Here is a 14,605-nt window from a genome sequence, read left to right as displayed (position 1 = left end):
CCGCCCGAAAGCAGCAGCTCCCACGGAAAACAAACCTTCTTTCCGACCGAGGTCGGGCGAAGAGGCCCGGCATTTCCGAGGAAGCGTCTGACACCGGACCGCGTCAGCGGCGGCGTCGATGGCGGGCTTATAGGCCGGGTCGCTCTCGGCTGTCAACTCGGCTCATGAAGTTTTTTTGACGGCGCTCGGGCGGGCCCGTTTTGGCCGGTATCCACCAGGAAAAGCGCCCCGTCGGAAGCGTGGCCTCACTCTCGACACAGATCCCCGAGAGGAGATTAGAAGAGCTTCGCCTATCCCAGCTCTCCGGTATCCGGAGTGCGGGCCGGGAGAAAAGATGATAAGGGCCCCTGGCACGACTCATGGGAGAGCCCGCGATCCGCATGCCAAAGAGAATGTCTCCATGAGAGAGTTGCGTCCTCAGAGCCGCCTTGTCCGCGGCGACGGAGCATCCTCCCCACGCGGCGCGCTGGTGCAGCTCGGCCAAGAGCCGCCCTTGAGTTCTAGCGGGGGCGCCGCCCGGGAGATCGACCGTCGCGATGTCAATCTGCGGTGGCTCTGCGCCTCGGTACTGACCGGGATCACCGGGGCCGCCCTGATCGGCGCATCGATCTACGTGGCGCTCGAGGGTGCAACCACGGATGCTCAGCCGCCTGAACGCGCAGTGGCCTCGCGCGTCAAGGTGACGACGGAGGAGCGCTCGCCGGCCACCGCCCGCAAGGGCGACCGCCTGAACCGTTCCGAGATGATCGCCTCCGCGAAGCAGGAGATGCGGGCGCCAGTCACCATCCGCACGGGAGAGCGCGAGGTCATCAAGGTTCGCCACTTCGTCCGGATCGCGACGAATCTCTCTCTGAACGTCGGGACTCATGCGACCGACATCCCTCCCTTCAACCCATGGCGGCTCTTCGCTCAGGAGAGCGGAGAGCGCGCAGCCCCGGAGCCGCCGCCCGAGCCGGCGGATGCCGATGTCTCGGTCGTCAAGCAGGACCTCACGCTGACCGCGGTAGATCCCAAGGCGCCCGCTCTCACGGACGAGGACGTTCTCGCGATTCTCGCCGAGGAGCAGCGGTTGATCGGAATTCCTGGACGCCGGTCCGAGATGGCGATCCCAGCGCAGCAGATGCTCTCCCGGACTCTCCGCCAGCCGGACGCCCTCGGTGACGCGCTGGGCTATGCACAACCCATGGATGCGCCCTTCACCTCGATCGAGGTCAGGGTCGTGCCTGAGAACGTCACCTCGCTTGAAAAGGCCGACAATCGTGGGTCCGAGCCTCTCTTCGACGAGCGCGACGTCACGCTCGGCAAGGGCGAGACCCTCGAGATGGCGCTGCGGGCCTATGGAGCGCCCCCTGATCGGATCCGCTCGATCACGACCGCTCTTAGCGCTCGGGTCAAGATTGCGACTATTCCGGAAGGCCAGCGCGTGCGCCTGCTGATCGCACCGGGCCCGCGCCTTGGAGATCCGCGCCAGATCATGCGCATCGTCCTGTATGGCGAGCGCGGGATCGAGGCGATAGCAGCCTCCAATGACCGCGGGGTCTTCGTATCGGTCAATCCACCGGCCGAGGATTTGCAGCAGCAGGTTGCCGCGGGAGACGAGGAGGAAGAGGGAGAAGGGAACGGGGGCGTTCGGCTCTACGAGAGCCTTTATGAGACCGTCGCAAAGAATGACCTCGACCAGGAGATGGTTGAGGAGCTGATCCGGATCTTCGGTTACGACATCGACTTCCAACGCCGTGTTGGGCCGGGCGATTCATTCGAAATCTTTCTTGGAGCAGACGACGAGGAGAGCGATCCCGAGATCCTCTATGCCTCTCTCACGCTTGGTGGAGAGGCCCGGCGCGTGTATCGCTTCCAGGGCGAGAGTGGCGCGGTCGACTATTTCGACGAGCTCGGCAGATCCCTGAAGAAATTCCTTCTCCGGAAACCCATCACCGAAGGCATCCTTCGGTCGGGCTTCGGCATGCGGCGGCACCCCATTCTCGGCTATGCCAAGATGCATACGGGCGTCGACTGGGCGAACCGGATCGGCACGCCGATCGTCGCGGCGGGTAACGGAACCGTCATCAAGGCGGAATGGGATTCGGGTTACGGACGCCGCATCGAGATCGAGCACGCCAATGGCTATGTGACCGCGTATTCGCACCAATCGCGCTTCGCAAAGGGAATCGCGCGTGGCGTGCGTGTCCGTCAGGGCCAGGTGATCGGGTATGTCGGAAATACCGGCCTCTCGACCGGACCGCACCTGCACTACGAGGTGATTGTCAACGGCCACCTGGTGGATCCGATGAAGATCCGCGTCCCGCGCGGCGAGGAGCTCGACGGACGGGCACTGGCGGAATTCAAGCGGCAGCGCGAGCAGGTCGATGACTTGCTCGAGCGGGTTGGACAGACGACGAGAATGGCTCAGCGCGCCGATCTGCGCTGACGGGATGCTCGCCTTCCTCCTGATCGTCCTGCCCTTTCCGACCCTGTCATAACCAGCCCTCTTGCTGCCAGATGGGGTTCATGGGCAAGGCCACCGGCGAGGACTTGCCGGATTTAGCGTTTGCTCTCGCTACTTGCCGGATCCTACGGAACTCCCGCCCTAACCGCAGAGCGGACCATCTCCGGCGTCCACCCCCGCGCTCTCAGGCTCTCCAAGGTTTCGGAGCCGCGGCTCTTCGCGAGCTTGCCGCCACCTGAATCCAGGATGAGTGCATGATGGTGATACCACGGTGTCGGAAGACGGAGCAGGGCCTGCAGCAGGACGTGCAGGTCTGTTGCAGCCTCGAGGTCCGTCCCACGAACGACATGCGTGACACCTTGAAGGGCGTCGTCCACCACAACGGCGAGATGATAGCTCGTCGGCGTATCCTTGCGCACAAGGACGACGTCGCCCCAACGGCTCGGTGTGCAGGGGACGCTCTCCTGACGGAAATCGGCATCGAAACGGCTGTAGCCGAGTTCCCGCGGGGCAACATCGAGTGCCCGATTCATCGCAAGTCGCCAGACGTGAGGCTCACCCGCAGCGATACGGCGCTCGGCCTCGCGCATCGGGAGGGATCGACAGGTGCCGGCGTAGAGCGGCGCTCCATCGGGATCCGTCGTCGCCCCGCCTTTCGCTGCGGCACACCGGGCGACATCCCGTCGGGAGCAGAAACATGGATAAAGGAGGTTGCGCTCTCGCAGCCTCTTCGCCGCGTCACGGTAATCCTCGAAATGATCCGATTGCCGCCGGACCGGCTCCTCCCAGGTGAAACCGAGCCAGGCGAGGTCTTCGACGATGCCCGCGACGAAAGCGGGACGGCAGCGCTCGAGATCGATATCCTCGATCCGCAACAGGAGGCGTCCGCCAGCACGGCGGGCGAATTCCTGGTTCAGGAGAGCGGACCGGGCATGGCCGAGATGGAGCCGCCCATTGGGGCTCGGCGCGAACCGGAAGATAGGCGGATCATGAGGTGTCATTCGTAAGATAGGTTTCGAGATATCGCCGGCCTGTCCGGGAGGAGAGGTATGGTCGGAGATCCGGTGGGTCGAGGAGCCTCGGCCCTGACCCGCCGGCCTCTCTTTACCGCGCCCCGATCACATGGCGGAACCGCCATTGGTGACCTCGCCCCGGAACGCTCGAACCATGCAGGCCATGACCTCATCCTCAAAGACCATCGGTCCTCCCGCCCGGCTGGCCACCCAAGCCGATCTCGAAACGGCCATTACCTTTCTCGTCGAGCGCGACGTGATGCTCGCCCCGCTTGCGGGAGACCGACCGGCGTTGCGCCGGCGACCAGATGGGTTTCCCGGCCTTGCGGCCATTATCGTCGCGCAGCAGGTCTCGACCGCAAGCGCGACTGCTATCCTGTCGCGCCTCATCGATCGCTTTCCGGTTCTGTCGCCAGAGACGATTCGTGCCGCGCCCGACACCCTGCTGCGCGAGGCCGGCCTCTCGGCCGCCAAGATCAGGACGATCCGAGCAACCGCAGAGGCCTGCCTGTCGGGGAGCCTTCCTCTCGACCGGCTCGGATCGCTGCCCTCCGAAGAAGCCGACGAGCTGTTGACCTCGGTGTCTGGGATCGGACCATGGACCGCGGAGGTTTACCGCCTCTTCTGCCTCGGCGATGCCGATGCGCTGCCGGCAGGCGATCTCGCTTTACAGGAGGCAGCTCGGTCCCTTTACGACCTCCCCAGTAGACCGGGCCGGTCAGATTTCACCGCACTCGCCGAACGGTGGCGGCCCCTGCGGGGCGCGGCCGCGCATCTCCTCTGGTCACATTACCGCCGTCTGAAGGGCCGGGCGGGAATTATCGCGAATCCCACCGACGAAAGGTCGCGGCAACGATCACGACGCAGGTAACCGTCCTCCCATGGCCTGCCTCCCCTCCCTGATCGTTCACGCATCGGCTTGACCGGGCGCGAAGGGCAGGGTTGAGCATCCCCGACCCATTCACCACCGGAGAATTTTCATCATGGCTTCGATCGACGGCCCGAGACTTGCCCCCCGCTCCGGTCGGGCACGTCAGCTGGTCGTGTTCCTGCATGGCTACGGTGCCGACGGGAACGACCTGATCGAAATTGGCCGGCAATGGCAGCCTTGGCTCCCTGACGCGGCCTTCGTGGCTCCCCATGCTCCGGAGGCGTGCGGGATGGCGCCCATGGGCCGGCAGTGGTTCCCGTTGACGTTCCGCGATCCGCACGAGCGCTGGCGTGGGGTCAACCATGCCGGCCCAAGCCTCGACGCCTTTCTCAGCACCGAACTCGAGCGACACGACCTTCCGGCTTCGAAGCTCGCTCTCGTGGGGTTCAGCCAGGGAACCATGATGGCCCTGCATGTCGCGCTTCGACGTCCGGCACCCGTAGCGGCGGTCCTGGGCTATTCGGGCATGCTCGTGGTCGAGGAGGGAAAAGGGCCGGAGAGCCTGAAGAGTCAGATCCGGTCAAAGCCCCCGATCCTGCTGGTGCACGGAGACCGGGACGACGTGATCCCGGTCGAAGCTCTCTTCATGACATCCGATGCCCTCGGCGTTGCAGAGATCCCCTGCCAATGGCACCTCTCGGCTGGAGTCGCGCACGGAATCGATGCCGAAGGACTTCGGCACGGGGGCCTTTTCCTCACACAATCCTTCGGGCTGCCCTATCCCGGATAGGGCAGCCCTGCCCTCTCGGTGGCAGGTCTGCCCGCGTGTCAGCTCGGATCAGGCGCCCTTGGCTGAAGCCCGTGCAGCCGCAAGCGCCTGGGCGGCACCGGTACGGAGGTAGGTGATGTCGCTTCCGATCGCGATCAGGTCGAAGCCCCGGCGGGCCAGAACCGCCGCACGCTCTCCCGTCGGCGCGTAGACCGCCGCGAAGCGGTTCGCGGCGCGGGCACGGGCCAGGACGTGGTCGAGTGCCTTCTCGACCTCCGGGCTCGCCGGGTCGACGACGCCACCGTTCGAGAGGGCGATCGAGAGGTCGGCAGGGCCGATGAACACGCCATCGACGCCGGGAGTGGCCAGGATGTCGTCGACGATCCCCAGGGCCTCCCGTGTCTCGATCATCGCCAGGGCGATCGAGAATCCGTTGGCCCGGGTGAAGTAATCGGTCGGCGACAGCCCACTGAGCGCCACCGCGGCATGAGGCCCCCAGCTTCGCTCTCCGAGGGGCGGGAATTTCGTGAATCTTCCGAAACGCCGGGCATCCTCGACGGTGTTGATCATCGGCGCGATGATCCCCGACACGCCGGAATCGAGGAGACGCGACGCCGTCGCGAAATCGCCGACCGGGATGCGCGCGAGGACGGGCTTTCCCGCGGCAACCACCAGCGGGATGGCACGGATGAGCGTCGCGAGATCGATCGCGCCGTGCTGCATGTCCAGCGTAATTGCGTCGAAAGGCTCCCGGGCGAGGAGCCCGGCAATCCCGGGCTCGAGAAGTCCGCACCACGCCGAAAAGGCCGGATTCCCTGCTCTCAGGCGATCACCAAGCTCCTGCACACTGGACATTGCTCCCTCCCCTTCTCGAAGCTATCGGCTAGCGGCCGGCCTTGATCTCGTCGACGGCGCGGATCATCAGCTCCTCGAGATTGCGCTCGAGCTCGCGCTCGCCGACGGGCTTCCCGGCGCCTTCGAGGTCGGTCCTGACCTTGCGAATGACGTCGGCGTCACCGGATTCCTCGAAATCCGCCAGGACGACGCTCTTGGCATAGCTTTCCGCATCGGCGCCCTCCTTGCCGAGCTGAGCGGCAGCCCAGAGCCCGAAGAGCCTGTTGCGGCGGGCCGTCGCCTTGAAGCGAAGCTCCTCGTCGAGAGCAAACTTCCGCTCGAAGGCGTCCTTACGTTCGTCGAAGGTAGTCATGAAACAGCGGGCTCCCTAAGCTCGAGCTTGATGCCCGCGATATAGACACCCGGCGACACCCCTACCAGATGGAACAGCTGCTTGAGCTCCGTTTTCCGTCTCCGACCCGGAGTGAACCATCGTCGGTGGAAAGCGAGGCCGGGCATTCTGAAGCTGCCTCTTTTTTCGCACTTGCCTCGAGCATATTTGACGCTGGCAAGGGTTTCCAGGCTGTCGTTGTGCTCCACGCGGTGATCGGGTAGGTTCTCGCCCGAGCCGGGCTGCCGGTCCTTGACCGCGCCCGCGCGAGCCGCGGATCTGACAATCCTACAAAAGGAGCCACGGCCCCCTATGGACTTCCTCAAACCACGGTACACTCCAATGAACCGCCGCCGTCGCATCTACGAGGGCAAGGCGAAGGTCCTCTATGAGGGACCTGAGCCGGGAACTCTCATCCAGCACTTCAAGGACGATGCGACCGCCTTCAATGCGAAAAAGCACGAGGTGATTGACGGCAAGGGTGTCCTGAACAACCGGATCTCCGAGTACATCTTCCAGAACCTCAACGACATCGGGGTTCCGACGCACTTCATCCGGCGGCTCAACATGCGCGAGCAGCTGATCCGTGAGGTCGAGATCATTCCGCTCGAGGTCGTGGTCCGGAACGTGGCTGCGGGTTCCCTGTCTCAGCGTCTCGGCCTCGAGGAAGGCACGCAACTCCCCCGCTCGATCATCGAATTCTATTACAAGAACGATGCCCTCGGAGATCCGATGGTGTCGGAAGAGCATATCACGGCCTTCGGCTGGGCGACCCCGCAGGAGATCGACGACATCATGGCGCTCGCCATCCGGGTCAACGATTTTCTCTCGGGACTCTTCCTCGGCGTTGGCATCCGTCTCATCGACTTCAAGATGGAGACCGGGCGCCTCTGGGAAGGCGACATGATGCGGATCGTCGTGGCGGACGAGATCTCCCCGGATTCCTGCCGGCTCTGGGACATGAAGTCCAAGGACAAGCTCGACAAGGACCGGTTCCGCCGGGATCTCGGCGGCCTGATCGAAGCCTATTCCGAGGTTGCGCGCAGGCTCGGGATTCTCGCCGAGAACGACAAGACAGCTGTCGGCGGCCCGCGCCTCGTGCAGTGACAGTCTGCGCCGGTCCAAGAGAACGATGCCCGGCCCCGCGCCGGGCTTCCTCGTTCTGGGGATTGCTCGCGGCGGCAGCCCTCTTCGCCGCGACCGGATGCAGCTATTTTCCGGAATCCGTCGCCGGCTTGCCGGAAACCCTTCAGACGCCGTGGATCAACCTCCCGCTCAGATCCTGGCTGGCCGAGGACCGTGCCATCCCCGAGGCCGTTGCTCTCTGCGCGCCGCCCGAGTGCCGGCCCGGGATGGTCGTCGGTGTCGTGCGGCTTAGAGGGGAAGATGCTGATGTTGCGGAGCGGCTCCTTCACGACCCTGCTCCACTGGCGGCCCGCCTCGCGACCCCGGCGCCTCCGCCGACGAAGGGGGCAAAGCCGCGGCAACGCTCCGTTTCCACGATCGTGCCGCTCCAGGAGGGAACTGCCAGAGGCTTCGGGATCGATATCGTGCGGGAGGATGGAAAGCGCCACGCTCATGGCGCGGCGCTCGCCCGCCGGGATGGCGCGGATCTCCGGATCGTGCTGGTCGTGGGCGAAGAGAAAAACGCCGTATTGAGCGCCGTGCGCCGCGCCGCTGCCGCCCACCTCCAGTCTTGAGAAAACCCGGATCTCTCCCGACGTCTCCCGGACCACAGGAACGCCGGTCTGTGCATCGTTGTCGCGGTGCGAGGTTTGCGCACCGATCGGGGCAGCGGGCGTTGGCCTTACCGGCAACATCCGGTATCGGTCCCTGACTACGATGCTGGCCAGCCGCTGGAGATATCGATCATGAAAGCCCGCGTGACCGTCACCCTCAAGAATGGCGTGCTCGATCCGCAGGGCAAGGCGATCGAGGGGGCCCTCGCCTCGCTCGGCGTTGACGGGATTTCGTCCGTGCGCCAGGGGAAGGTCTTCGACGTCGAACTCGATACGAGTGACCGCGCCGTTGCTGAGGAAGCGTTGCGCCAGGCCTGCGAGCGCCTCCTCGCCAACACGGTCGTCGAGAATTACCGGATCGAACTCCTTTGAGACGGCGTGCCGAGCGCCGAGGGAGCCCGCCATGAAAGCTGCCGTCATCGTCTTCCCGGGATCCAACCGCGACGCCGACGCCGTGCGCGCCCTCACCCGCGCTGGTGCCAAAGCCGAGCGCATCTGGCACGCAGATCCGGACCTGCCGGATCGCACCGATCTGGTCGTCCTCCCGGGCGGGTTTTCCTATGGCGACTATCTCCGGTGTGGGGCGATCGCCGGACGCGCGGTCATCATGGACGCGGTGCGCCGGCACGCGGAAGCGGGCGGCCTCGTGCTCGGGATCTGCAACGGCTTCCAGATTCTCTGCGAGGCCGGGCTCCTGCCCGGCATCCTCATGCGCAACGCGAACCTCCGCTTCATCTGCCATCGGCAGTTGCTGCGCGTCGAGCGCAACGACACCGCCTTCACGCGCCGCTACGCCGCGCGCCAGGTCATTGATGTCTGCGTCGCCCACGGCGAAGGAAACTATACGGCCGACGAAGAGACGCTGCGGCGGCTCGAGGGAGAGAACCTCGTCGCTTTCCGCTATTGCGACGCGACCGGCGCCCTCACCGACGATGCCAATCGCAATGGCTCGATGAATGCAATCGCGGGAATCTATTCCCCCGGTCTCAACGTGCTCGGGATGATGCCGCATCCCGAGAACCTGATCGAAGACCTCGTCGGCGGGACCGATGGCCTGCCTCTGTTCGAGAGCCTCGTCGAGTCCCTCGGTCGCGCGGCATAAGAGGACAAGATGATCCGCAGTTCGATCGAGATCACGCCGGAGCTCGTGAAGGAGCACGGGCTGAAACCCGACGAATACGAGCGCTTCGTCGCGCTCATCGGCCGCGAGCCCACCATTACTGAGCTCGGCATCGTCTCGGCGATGTGGAACGAGCATTGCTCGTACAAGTCCTCGCGCCTGCATCTGCGCACGCTGCCCACCAAGGCGCCCTGGGTCATTCAGGGGCCCGGCGAGAATGCCGGCGTGATCGATATCGGCGACGGGCTCGCCTGCGTCTTCAAGATGGAGAGCCACAACCATCCATCCTTCATCGAGCCCTATCAGGGCGCAGCGACGGGCGTCGGCGGCATCCTGCGCGACGTGTTCACGATGGGCGCCCGGCCGATCGCAGCACTCAATGCGCTCCGTTTCGGTGCGCCCGATCATCCGCGCACGCGACATCTCGTGAGCGGGGTCGTCGCAGGAATTGGCGGCTACGGGAACTCATTCGGCGTTCCGACGGTCGGGGGCTCGGTCGGCTTCCACCCCCGTTACAACGGCAACATCCTCGTGAACGCGATGGCCGTCGGTCTCGCGCGCAGCGACGAGATCTTCTACGCGGCAGCGACGGGGGTCGGAAATCCGATCGTCTATCTCGGCTCGAAGACCGGCCGCGACGGAATCCACGGCGCCACGATGGCGTCTGCGGAGTTCGATGAATCCTCGCAGGAGAAGCGCCCGACCGTTCAGGTCGGAGATCCCTTCGCCGAGAAGCTGCTCCTCGAAGCCTGCCTCGAGTTGATGGCGAGCGGCGCGGTCATCGCGATCCAGGACATGGGGGCAGCCGGCCTGACCTGCTCGGCGGTCGAGATGGGCGCGAAGGGCAATCTCGGCGTCGAGCTCGACCTCGATCGGGTGCCGTGCCGCGAGGAAGGCATGACGGCCTATGAGATGATGCTCTCGGAGAGCCAGGAGCGGATGCTCATGGTGCTGCGGCCGGGAATGGAGGCCGAGGCCGAGGCGATCTTCCGGAAATGGGGTCTCGACTTCGCGATCATCGGGCGCACGACCGACACCCTGCGCTTCGTCGTGAAGCATCACGGCGAGGTCATGGCGGACCTGCCGATCAAGGAACTCGGCGACGAGGCGCCCGTCTACGATCGTCCGCATCTCGCGAACACCTATCAGCCGGTCATCGCGCCGGAGAGCGTTCCGGCGCCGATCTCCAACGCGGAGGCCCTCCTTCGCCTCGTCGGATCACCGGAGCAGTGCTCGAAGCGGTGGGTCTATGAACAATACGACCACTTCATCCTCGGGAACACGATCGCGACGCCAGGCGGCGATGCCGCAATCGTGCGGGTTGAGGATGGCCCGAAAGGCCTTGCTCTGACGACCGACGTGACACCGCGCTATTGCGAGGCCGATCCTGTCGAAGGCGGCAAGCAGGCCGTTGCGGAGGCTTGGCGCAACATCACGGCTGTCGGCGGACGACCTCTCGCGATCACCGACAACCTGAATTTCGGCAGCCCGGAGCGGCCGGAAGTCATGGGTCAGTTCGTGGGCTGCATCCGCGGCATCGGCGAGGCCTGCCGCGCGCTCGATTTCCCGGTCGTCTCCGGGAACGTGTCCCTCTACAACGAGACGAACGGCGAGGGCATTCTGCCGACGCCGACGATCGGCGGCGTCGGCGTCGTGGACGACGTGACGGTGCGCGCCTCCGCGAGCGTGAAGCGGGAGGGCGACGCGCTCGTCCTGATCGGGCATACGGAGGGCTGGCTCGGCCAGTCGATCTACCTCGCCGAGATCTGCGGGCGCGAGGAGGGAGCGCCCCCGCCCGTCGACCTCACGGCTGAGCGCCGCAACGGTGATTTCGTGCGCCAGCTCATCCGATCGGGCCAGGTCGATTCCGTCCATGACTGCTCGGATGGGGGCCTCGGCCTCGCCGTGGCCGAGATGGCGATGGCCGGCGGGATCGGCGCAAGCCTGGCCGCCGCGCCCGAAGGATTGCCGCTCCACGCCTTCCTGTTCGGGGAGGATCAGGGTCGCTATCTCCTGGCGGTCGACGCCGATCAGGCGCCGGACATTCTCTACGAGGCGACGGCCCTCGGCATACCCGCCGCGATCATCGGCATGACGGGCGGAGATTCATTGATTCTGCCCGATGGTGAGGCCATATCAGTGCAGGATCTGAAGGCGGCCCACGAGGCGTGGCTGCCCCGTTTCATGGCCGGTTGAACAACGGTTGGGGGAGTCTCGTAATGGCGATGGATGCGCAGGAGATCGAGCGGCTCATCAAGGGCGCGCTGCCCGATGCGATGGTTGAGATCCGCGATCTTGCAGGCGACGGGGACCATTATGCGGCGACCGTCACCTCGGCGGCGTTCAGGGGAAAGTCGCGGGTACAACAGCACCAGATGGTCTATGCCGCCCTGCAGGGGCGGATGGGCGGCGCCCTCCATGCCCTTGCGCTGACGACGGTCGCCACCGACAATCAGGCATGAACGCGCTGCGCCTTGAACGTAGCGCAACAGGAGAGTTCCATGAGCGATGCTCACCAGGTGATCGATAACGAGGTCAAGTCCAACGACGTCGTGCTTTTCATGAAGGGCACGCCGCAATTCCCTATGTGCGGCTTTTCCGGGCAGGTCGTGCAGATCCTGAATTATCTCGGCGTCCCGTACAAAGGCGTGAACGTGCTCGAGGACGAGAACGTCCGCCAGGGGATCAAGGACTATTCGAACTGGCCGACGATCCCACAGCTCTACGTAAAGGGTGAGTTCGTCGGCGGCTGCGACATCACGCGCGAGATGTTCCAGGCTGGCGAGCTGCAGCAGCTCTTTGCCGACAAGGGCATCACGGTAAAGCAGTCGGCGTAACGCGCGCCTGCATCTATCGCGTACAGGAATCGCCCCGGCTCCGGCCGGGGCTTTTCTTTTTGCACCCCGTCGGGTGACGAGCCTGCTGCCTCACTTGGCGATGAGCCAGTCCTCGATCACGACTGCGTCGAGGCCGGTCGTATAGAACATCAGCAGAGCGTCTTCCGTGCTGTGCAGGATCGGCTTTCCCATGATGTTGAAGCTCGTGTTCAGCACGATCGGGACACCGGTCCGCCTCGCGAAGGCGCTGATGAGCGCATGGTAGCGAGGATTGCGATCCGCCGTGACGCATTGCAGCCTCCCAGTCCCGTCCTCGTGGACCACAGCCGGCACCCGGCCCTGCATATCCGCACGCCAGCGCAGCGTCCTGTCCATGTAGGGCGAGTCCTGCGCGTCCTCGAACCAGTCTGGCACATGCTCGGCGAGGATCGATGGGGCGAAGGGACGGAACGCCTCGCGATACTTCACCTTCGCGTTTAGGATCTCCTTCGCGTCTGCAGGGCGCGGATCCGCGAGGATCGAGCGATTCCCAAGCGCGCGAGGCCCGAACTCGGCTCTGCCCTGGACGAAACCGACGAGCTTGCCCTCGGCCAGGAGATCGGCGGCGGCATCGACAATTCCAGCCCCAAGATGCCGCAGGCGTGGTTCCCAAGCCGCCATGCGTTCGAGCGTCTCGGTCGAGATGCGTGACCCGAGATAGGGTGTGAGCGGCCCCGACTTTGGACGCCAATCCGGATCGTCTTCCGCAAAGGCGAGCCACGCGGCGCCGATCGCATTCCCGTCATCGGCGGGGGCGGACGGCACGTGGAGCGCCGTGAATGGGGAACGCGCCAGGATCTTTCCGTTATAGGAGGAGTTCAAGGCACAGCCCCCGCACAGCACGAGGTTTGGCGAGGGCGCGAGCGACGCCGCCTCCGCGAGGAGCACGTCCATCATCTCTTCGAAGACATCCTGGCCGCAACGCGCGAGATCCGCCCAACCCTCTTCGCAGGCATTCGCGGGTCGTCGCGCCAGAAGCTCGGAGGCCACCGATTGCACCGTCGCAGCATCGGAGAAGATCAGCCGGTTGCGCTCGACCCGGAAGAGACGCCGCAGCAGAGCGAGGAGTTCGGGATCACGGCAGCCATAGGGCGCAAGGCCCATGATCTTCCATTCTTCACCCTTTGTCTGGTCGAAGCCCGCGAGATCGGTGACGAGCCCGAAGAAGAAGCCGATCGACGCCCGGCCGACATGCCGCTTGATCTCGCCGATCCGGCCGTCCTGAAGGGCGAAGATCGCCGAGGCGCCTGTCTCGCCCATCCCGTCGACCACCAGGCAGGCTGCCTCACGGAACGGACTGCCCCATAGGCCGTACGCGGCATGTGAAAGGTGATGTCCGTAGCGTCGCAGATCCACGATGCGGACCCCGATTGCCGCGCGATCGAGGGCGAGGAGCGCTCCGTATCCGGCGCGCTGCTGGGCAAGGTGGAGATTCGCAACGAGGATGCGCTCGGTGCGTTCGGGAACGAGGGACGCATTGAGGCCCGGCGCAGTGCGCAGGAGAGTCCCGATAGTGAAGCTGCCGGCACGGGCGGTCTGATCCAGAAATCCGGTGAAGTCCGCACCCCAGCTCGTCGCGATGACGATCTCCGCCCCTTCCGGGATCCACTCTGCCAGAAGAGCTTCCATGCGCCCCGGCAGATCCGGCTCGCAGTTCGGCGCGCGTTTGTACTGCAAGGGGCGCTCCGCAGCTTCCGCGAAAAGCACCTGTCCGTCCGGCCCCACGATCGCAACGGCCGGATCATGGAATGTGGTTGCGAGCCCGATGTAGTAGCGCATGCCCCTCCCCAACGGATACGGAGGGGATTAGCAAGGCCTCGGTGACATGTCATGCGCGTTACGTTGGGCGAATTGCCCGCCGTCCATTGGTCGCATTCCCAAGCTGCGGATTTTCCTCGATCTTTTTGGCCGACAAGGATCGAGCTGCGCCAAGCAGCCAAAGCGGGGCTTTTCACCATGACAGAGACTGGGGGCAACGTTGTTGCGTTTCGGAAGCGCGGAACTCGAGGACCCACACGCCACCCGAAGGTGCTGATCGAGGCGGTTTATGCGGCCGGCTCGCTGCCCGTGGCCGCCGATGATGTCGGCACCAAGACCGCCGCGGTGATGCTGCAGGCGCTCGGCTTCCTCGTGCTCGAGGAGGTTCAGGCCGACGGCACACTGCGCCAGCTCCGCGGTGGAGAGGCGCGCCGAGCCTTTGACCGCCCCTGGCGTCTCTTGCGCCCCGGCTTCGACGGTGCACCCGGGTGTCCGGAGGCGATGGGCGCCTTCGCGCCAGCCTGAGACGCCAGGATCAACCCCGCTGGGGTCGGAAGCTGAGGGTGAAGGCTGCCCTCGCCTATCGAGAAGCTGACGGCTCACCTCCTCCTGATACCGTTCCCGCGTCGCGGGAACGAGAGACTGCCTCGAGGCGTGGGTCTAAGCGCGGGCGTAGATCTCGAACTGCCTAGCCAATTCCTCACCCTCGTAGCCTGCGCTCAGAAGGGTGGACAGCAGCAATCGTGCCTTCAGGCCTCCCAGCTCGCCGCCATTGATCAGGCCGCGAC

General features: G+C 65.1%; 15 protein-coding genes. 11 read left to right on the top strand and 4 right to left on the bottom strand.

Going from position 1 to position 14,605, the window contains the following annotated elements; all coding sequences use genetic code 11:
• The first annotated feature begins 400 nt into the window (after positions 1-400).
• Positions 401-2,428, top strand: coding sequence for a M23 family metallopeptidase (locus BN1233_RS32330; protein WP_046867731.1), 2,028 nt, complete (start codon positions 401-403; stop codon positions 2,426-2,428).
• A gap of 143 nt (positions 2,429-2,571) precedes the next feature.
• On the opposite strand, the gene gluQRS is transcribed toward BN1233_RS32330, so the two are convergent.
• Positions 2,572-3,447 carry a tRNA glutamyl-Q(34) synthetase GluQRS gene (gene gluQRS / locus BN1233_RS32325; protein WP_046867730.1) on the bottom strand — a complete coding sequence of 292 codons (876 nt, stop codon included), beginning with the start codon at positions 3,445-3,447 and terminating at the stop codon, positions 2,572-2,574.
• A gap of 175 nt (positions 3,448-3,622) precedes the next feature.
• Between gluQRS and BN1233_RS32320 the strand changes: the two genes are divergently transcribed.
• Together BN1233_RS32320 and BN1233_RS32315 are read left to right on the top strand one after the other, a co-directional pair.
• A complete protein-coding gene (locus BN1233_RS32320; RefSeq protein ID WP_046867799.1) occupies positions 3,623-4,330 on the top strand; it encodes a DNA-3-methyladenine glycosylase family protein in 708 nt (235 codons plus the stop codon).
• Between the two features lie 112 nt (positions 4,331-4,442).
• The gene (locus BN1233_RS32315; RefSeq protein ID WP_046867729.1) at positions 4,443-5,120 is read left to right on the top strand and encodes an alpha/beta hydrolase; all 678 of its coding nucleotides are present in this window, start codon (positions 4,443-4,445) and stop codon (positions 5,118-5,120) included.
• Positions 5,121-5,168: 48 nt separating this feature from the next.
• Here BN1233_RS32315 and BN1233_RS32310 read toward each other — a convergent pair whose 3' ends face one another.
• A complete protein-coding gene (locus BN1233_RS32310) occupies positions 5,169-5,954 on the bottom strand; it encodes an HpcH/HpaI aldolase family protein (protein WP_046867728.1) in 786 nt (261 codons plus the stop codon).
• Positions 5,955-5,982: 28 nt separating this feature from the next.
• Positions 5,983-6,306: a DUF1476 domain-containing protein gene (locus BN1233_RS32305; RefSeq protein WP_046867727.1), complete on the bottom strand. Its 324-nt coding sequence runs from the start codon at positions 6,304-6,306 to the stop codon at positions 5,983-5,985.
• A gap of 330 nt (positions 6,307-6,636) precedes the next feature.
• Here BN1233_RS32305 and purC point away from each other — a divergent pair, with 330 nt between their 5' ends.
• The 7 genes from purC (at position 6,637) to grxD (ending at position 12,020) form a co-directional block, all read left to right on the top strand.
• Entirely contained in the window at positions 6,637-7,431 is a 795-nt protein-coding gene (gene purC, locus BN1233_RS32295) for a phosphoribosylaminoimidazolesuccinocarboxamide synthase (protein ID WP_046867725.1), read from the top strand.
• Positions 7,432-7,493: 62 nt separating this feature from the next.
• Positions 7,494-8,024: a hypothetical protein gene (locus BN1233_RS32290; protein ID WP_046867724.1), complete on the top strand. Its 531-nt coding sequence runs from the start codon at positions 7,494-7,496 to the stop codon at positions 8,022-8,024.
• A 171-nt stretch (positions 8,025-8,195) separates the two neighbouring features.
• A complete protein-coding gene (purS, locus tag BN1233_RS32285) occupies positions 8,196-8,435 on the top strand; it encodes a phosphoribosylformylglycinamidine synthase subunit PurS (RefSeq protein WP_046867723.1) in 240 nt (79 codons plus the stop codon).
• Positions 8,436-8,466: 31 nt separating this feature from the next.
• Entirely contained in the window at positions 8,467-9,165 is a 699-nt protein-coding gene (purQ, locus tag BN1233_RS32280; protein WP_046867722.1) for a phosphoribosylformylglycinamidine synthase subunit PurQ, read from the top strand.
• A gap of 9 nt (positions 9,166-9,174) precedes the next feature.
• Positions 9,175-11,379 (top strand): phosphoribosylformylglycinamidine synthase subunit PurL, encoded by a 2,205-nt coding sequence (purL, locus tag BN1233_RS32275; RefSeq protein ID WP_046867721.1) that lies wholly within the window; start codon positions 9,175-9,177, stop codon positions 11,377-11,379.
• Between the two features lie 23 nt (positions 11,380-11,402).
• Complete coding sequence (locus BN1233_RS32270; protein WP_046867720.1) at positions 11,403-11,645, top strand: BolA family protein; 243 nt, start codon at positions 11,403-11,405, stop codon at positions 11,643-11,645.
• A 39-nt stretch (positions 11,646-11,684) separates the two neighbouring features.
• A complete protein-coding gene (gene grxD / locus BN1233_RS32265) occupies positions 11,685-12,020 on the top strand; it encodes a Grx4 family monothiol glutaredoxin (protein WP_046867719.1) in 336 nt (111 codons plus the stop codon).
• A 90-nt stretch (positions 12,021-12,110) separates the two neighbouring features.
• Here the strand turns inward: grxD and BN1233_RS32260 are convergent, their stop codons facing one another.
• Positions 12,111-13,838: a carbamoyltransferase family protein gene (locus BN1233_RS32260; protein ID WP_046867718.1), complete on the bottom strand. Its 1,728-nt coding sequence runs from the start codon at positions 13,836-13,838 to the stop codon at positions 12,111-12,113.
• 177 nt (positions 13,839-14,015) lie between these two features.
• Here BN1233_RS32260 and BN1233_RS32255 point away from each other — a divergent pair, with 177 nt between their 5' ends.
• The gene (locus BN1233_RS32255; RefSeq protein ID WP_147707670.1) at positions 14,016-14,342 is read left to right on the top strand and encodes a hypothetical protein; all 327 of its coding nucleotides are present in this window, start codon (positions 14,016-14,018) and stop codon (positions 14,340-14,342) included.
• Positions 14,343-14,605 lie beyond the last annotated feature (263 nt).

Origin of the sequence: Microvirga massiliensis (genome assembly GCF_001006805.1) — a bacterium.
Lineage (GTDB): Bacteria > Pseudomonadota > Alphaproteobacteria > Rhizobiales > Beijerinckiaceae > Microvirga > Microvirga massiliensis.
This window is presented reverse-complemented; position numbering and strand designations above follow the sequence as displayed.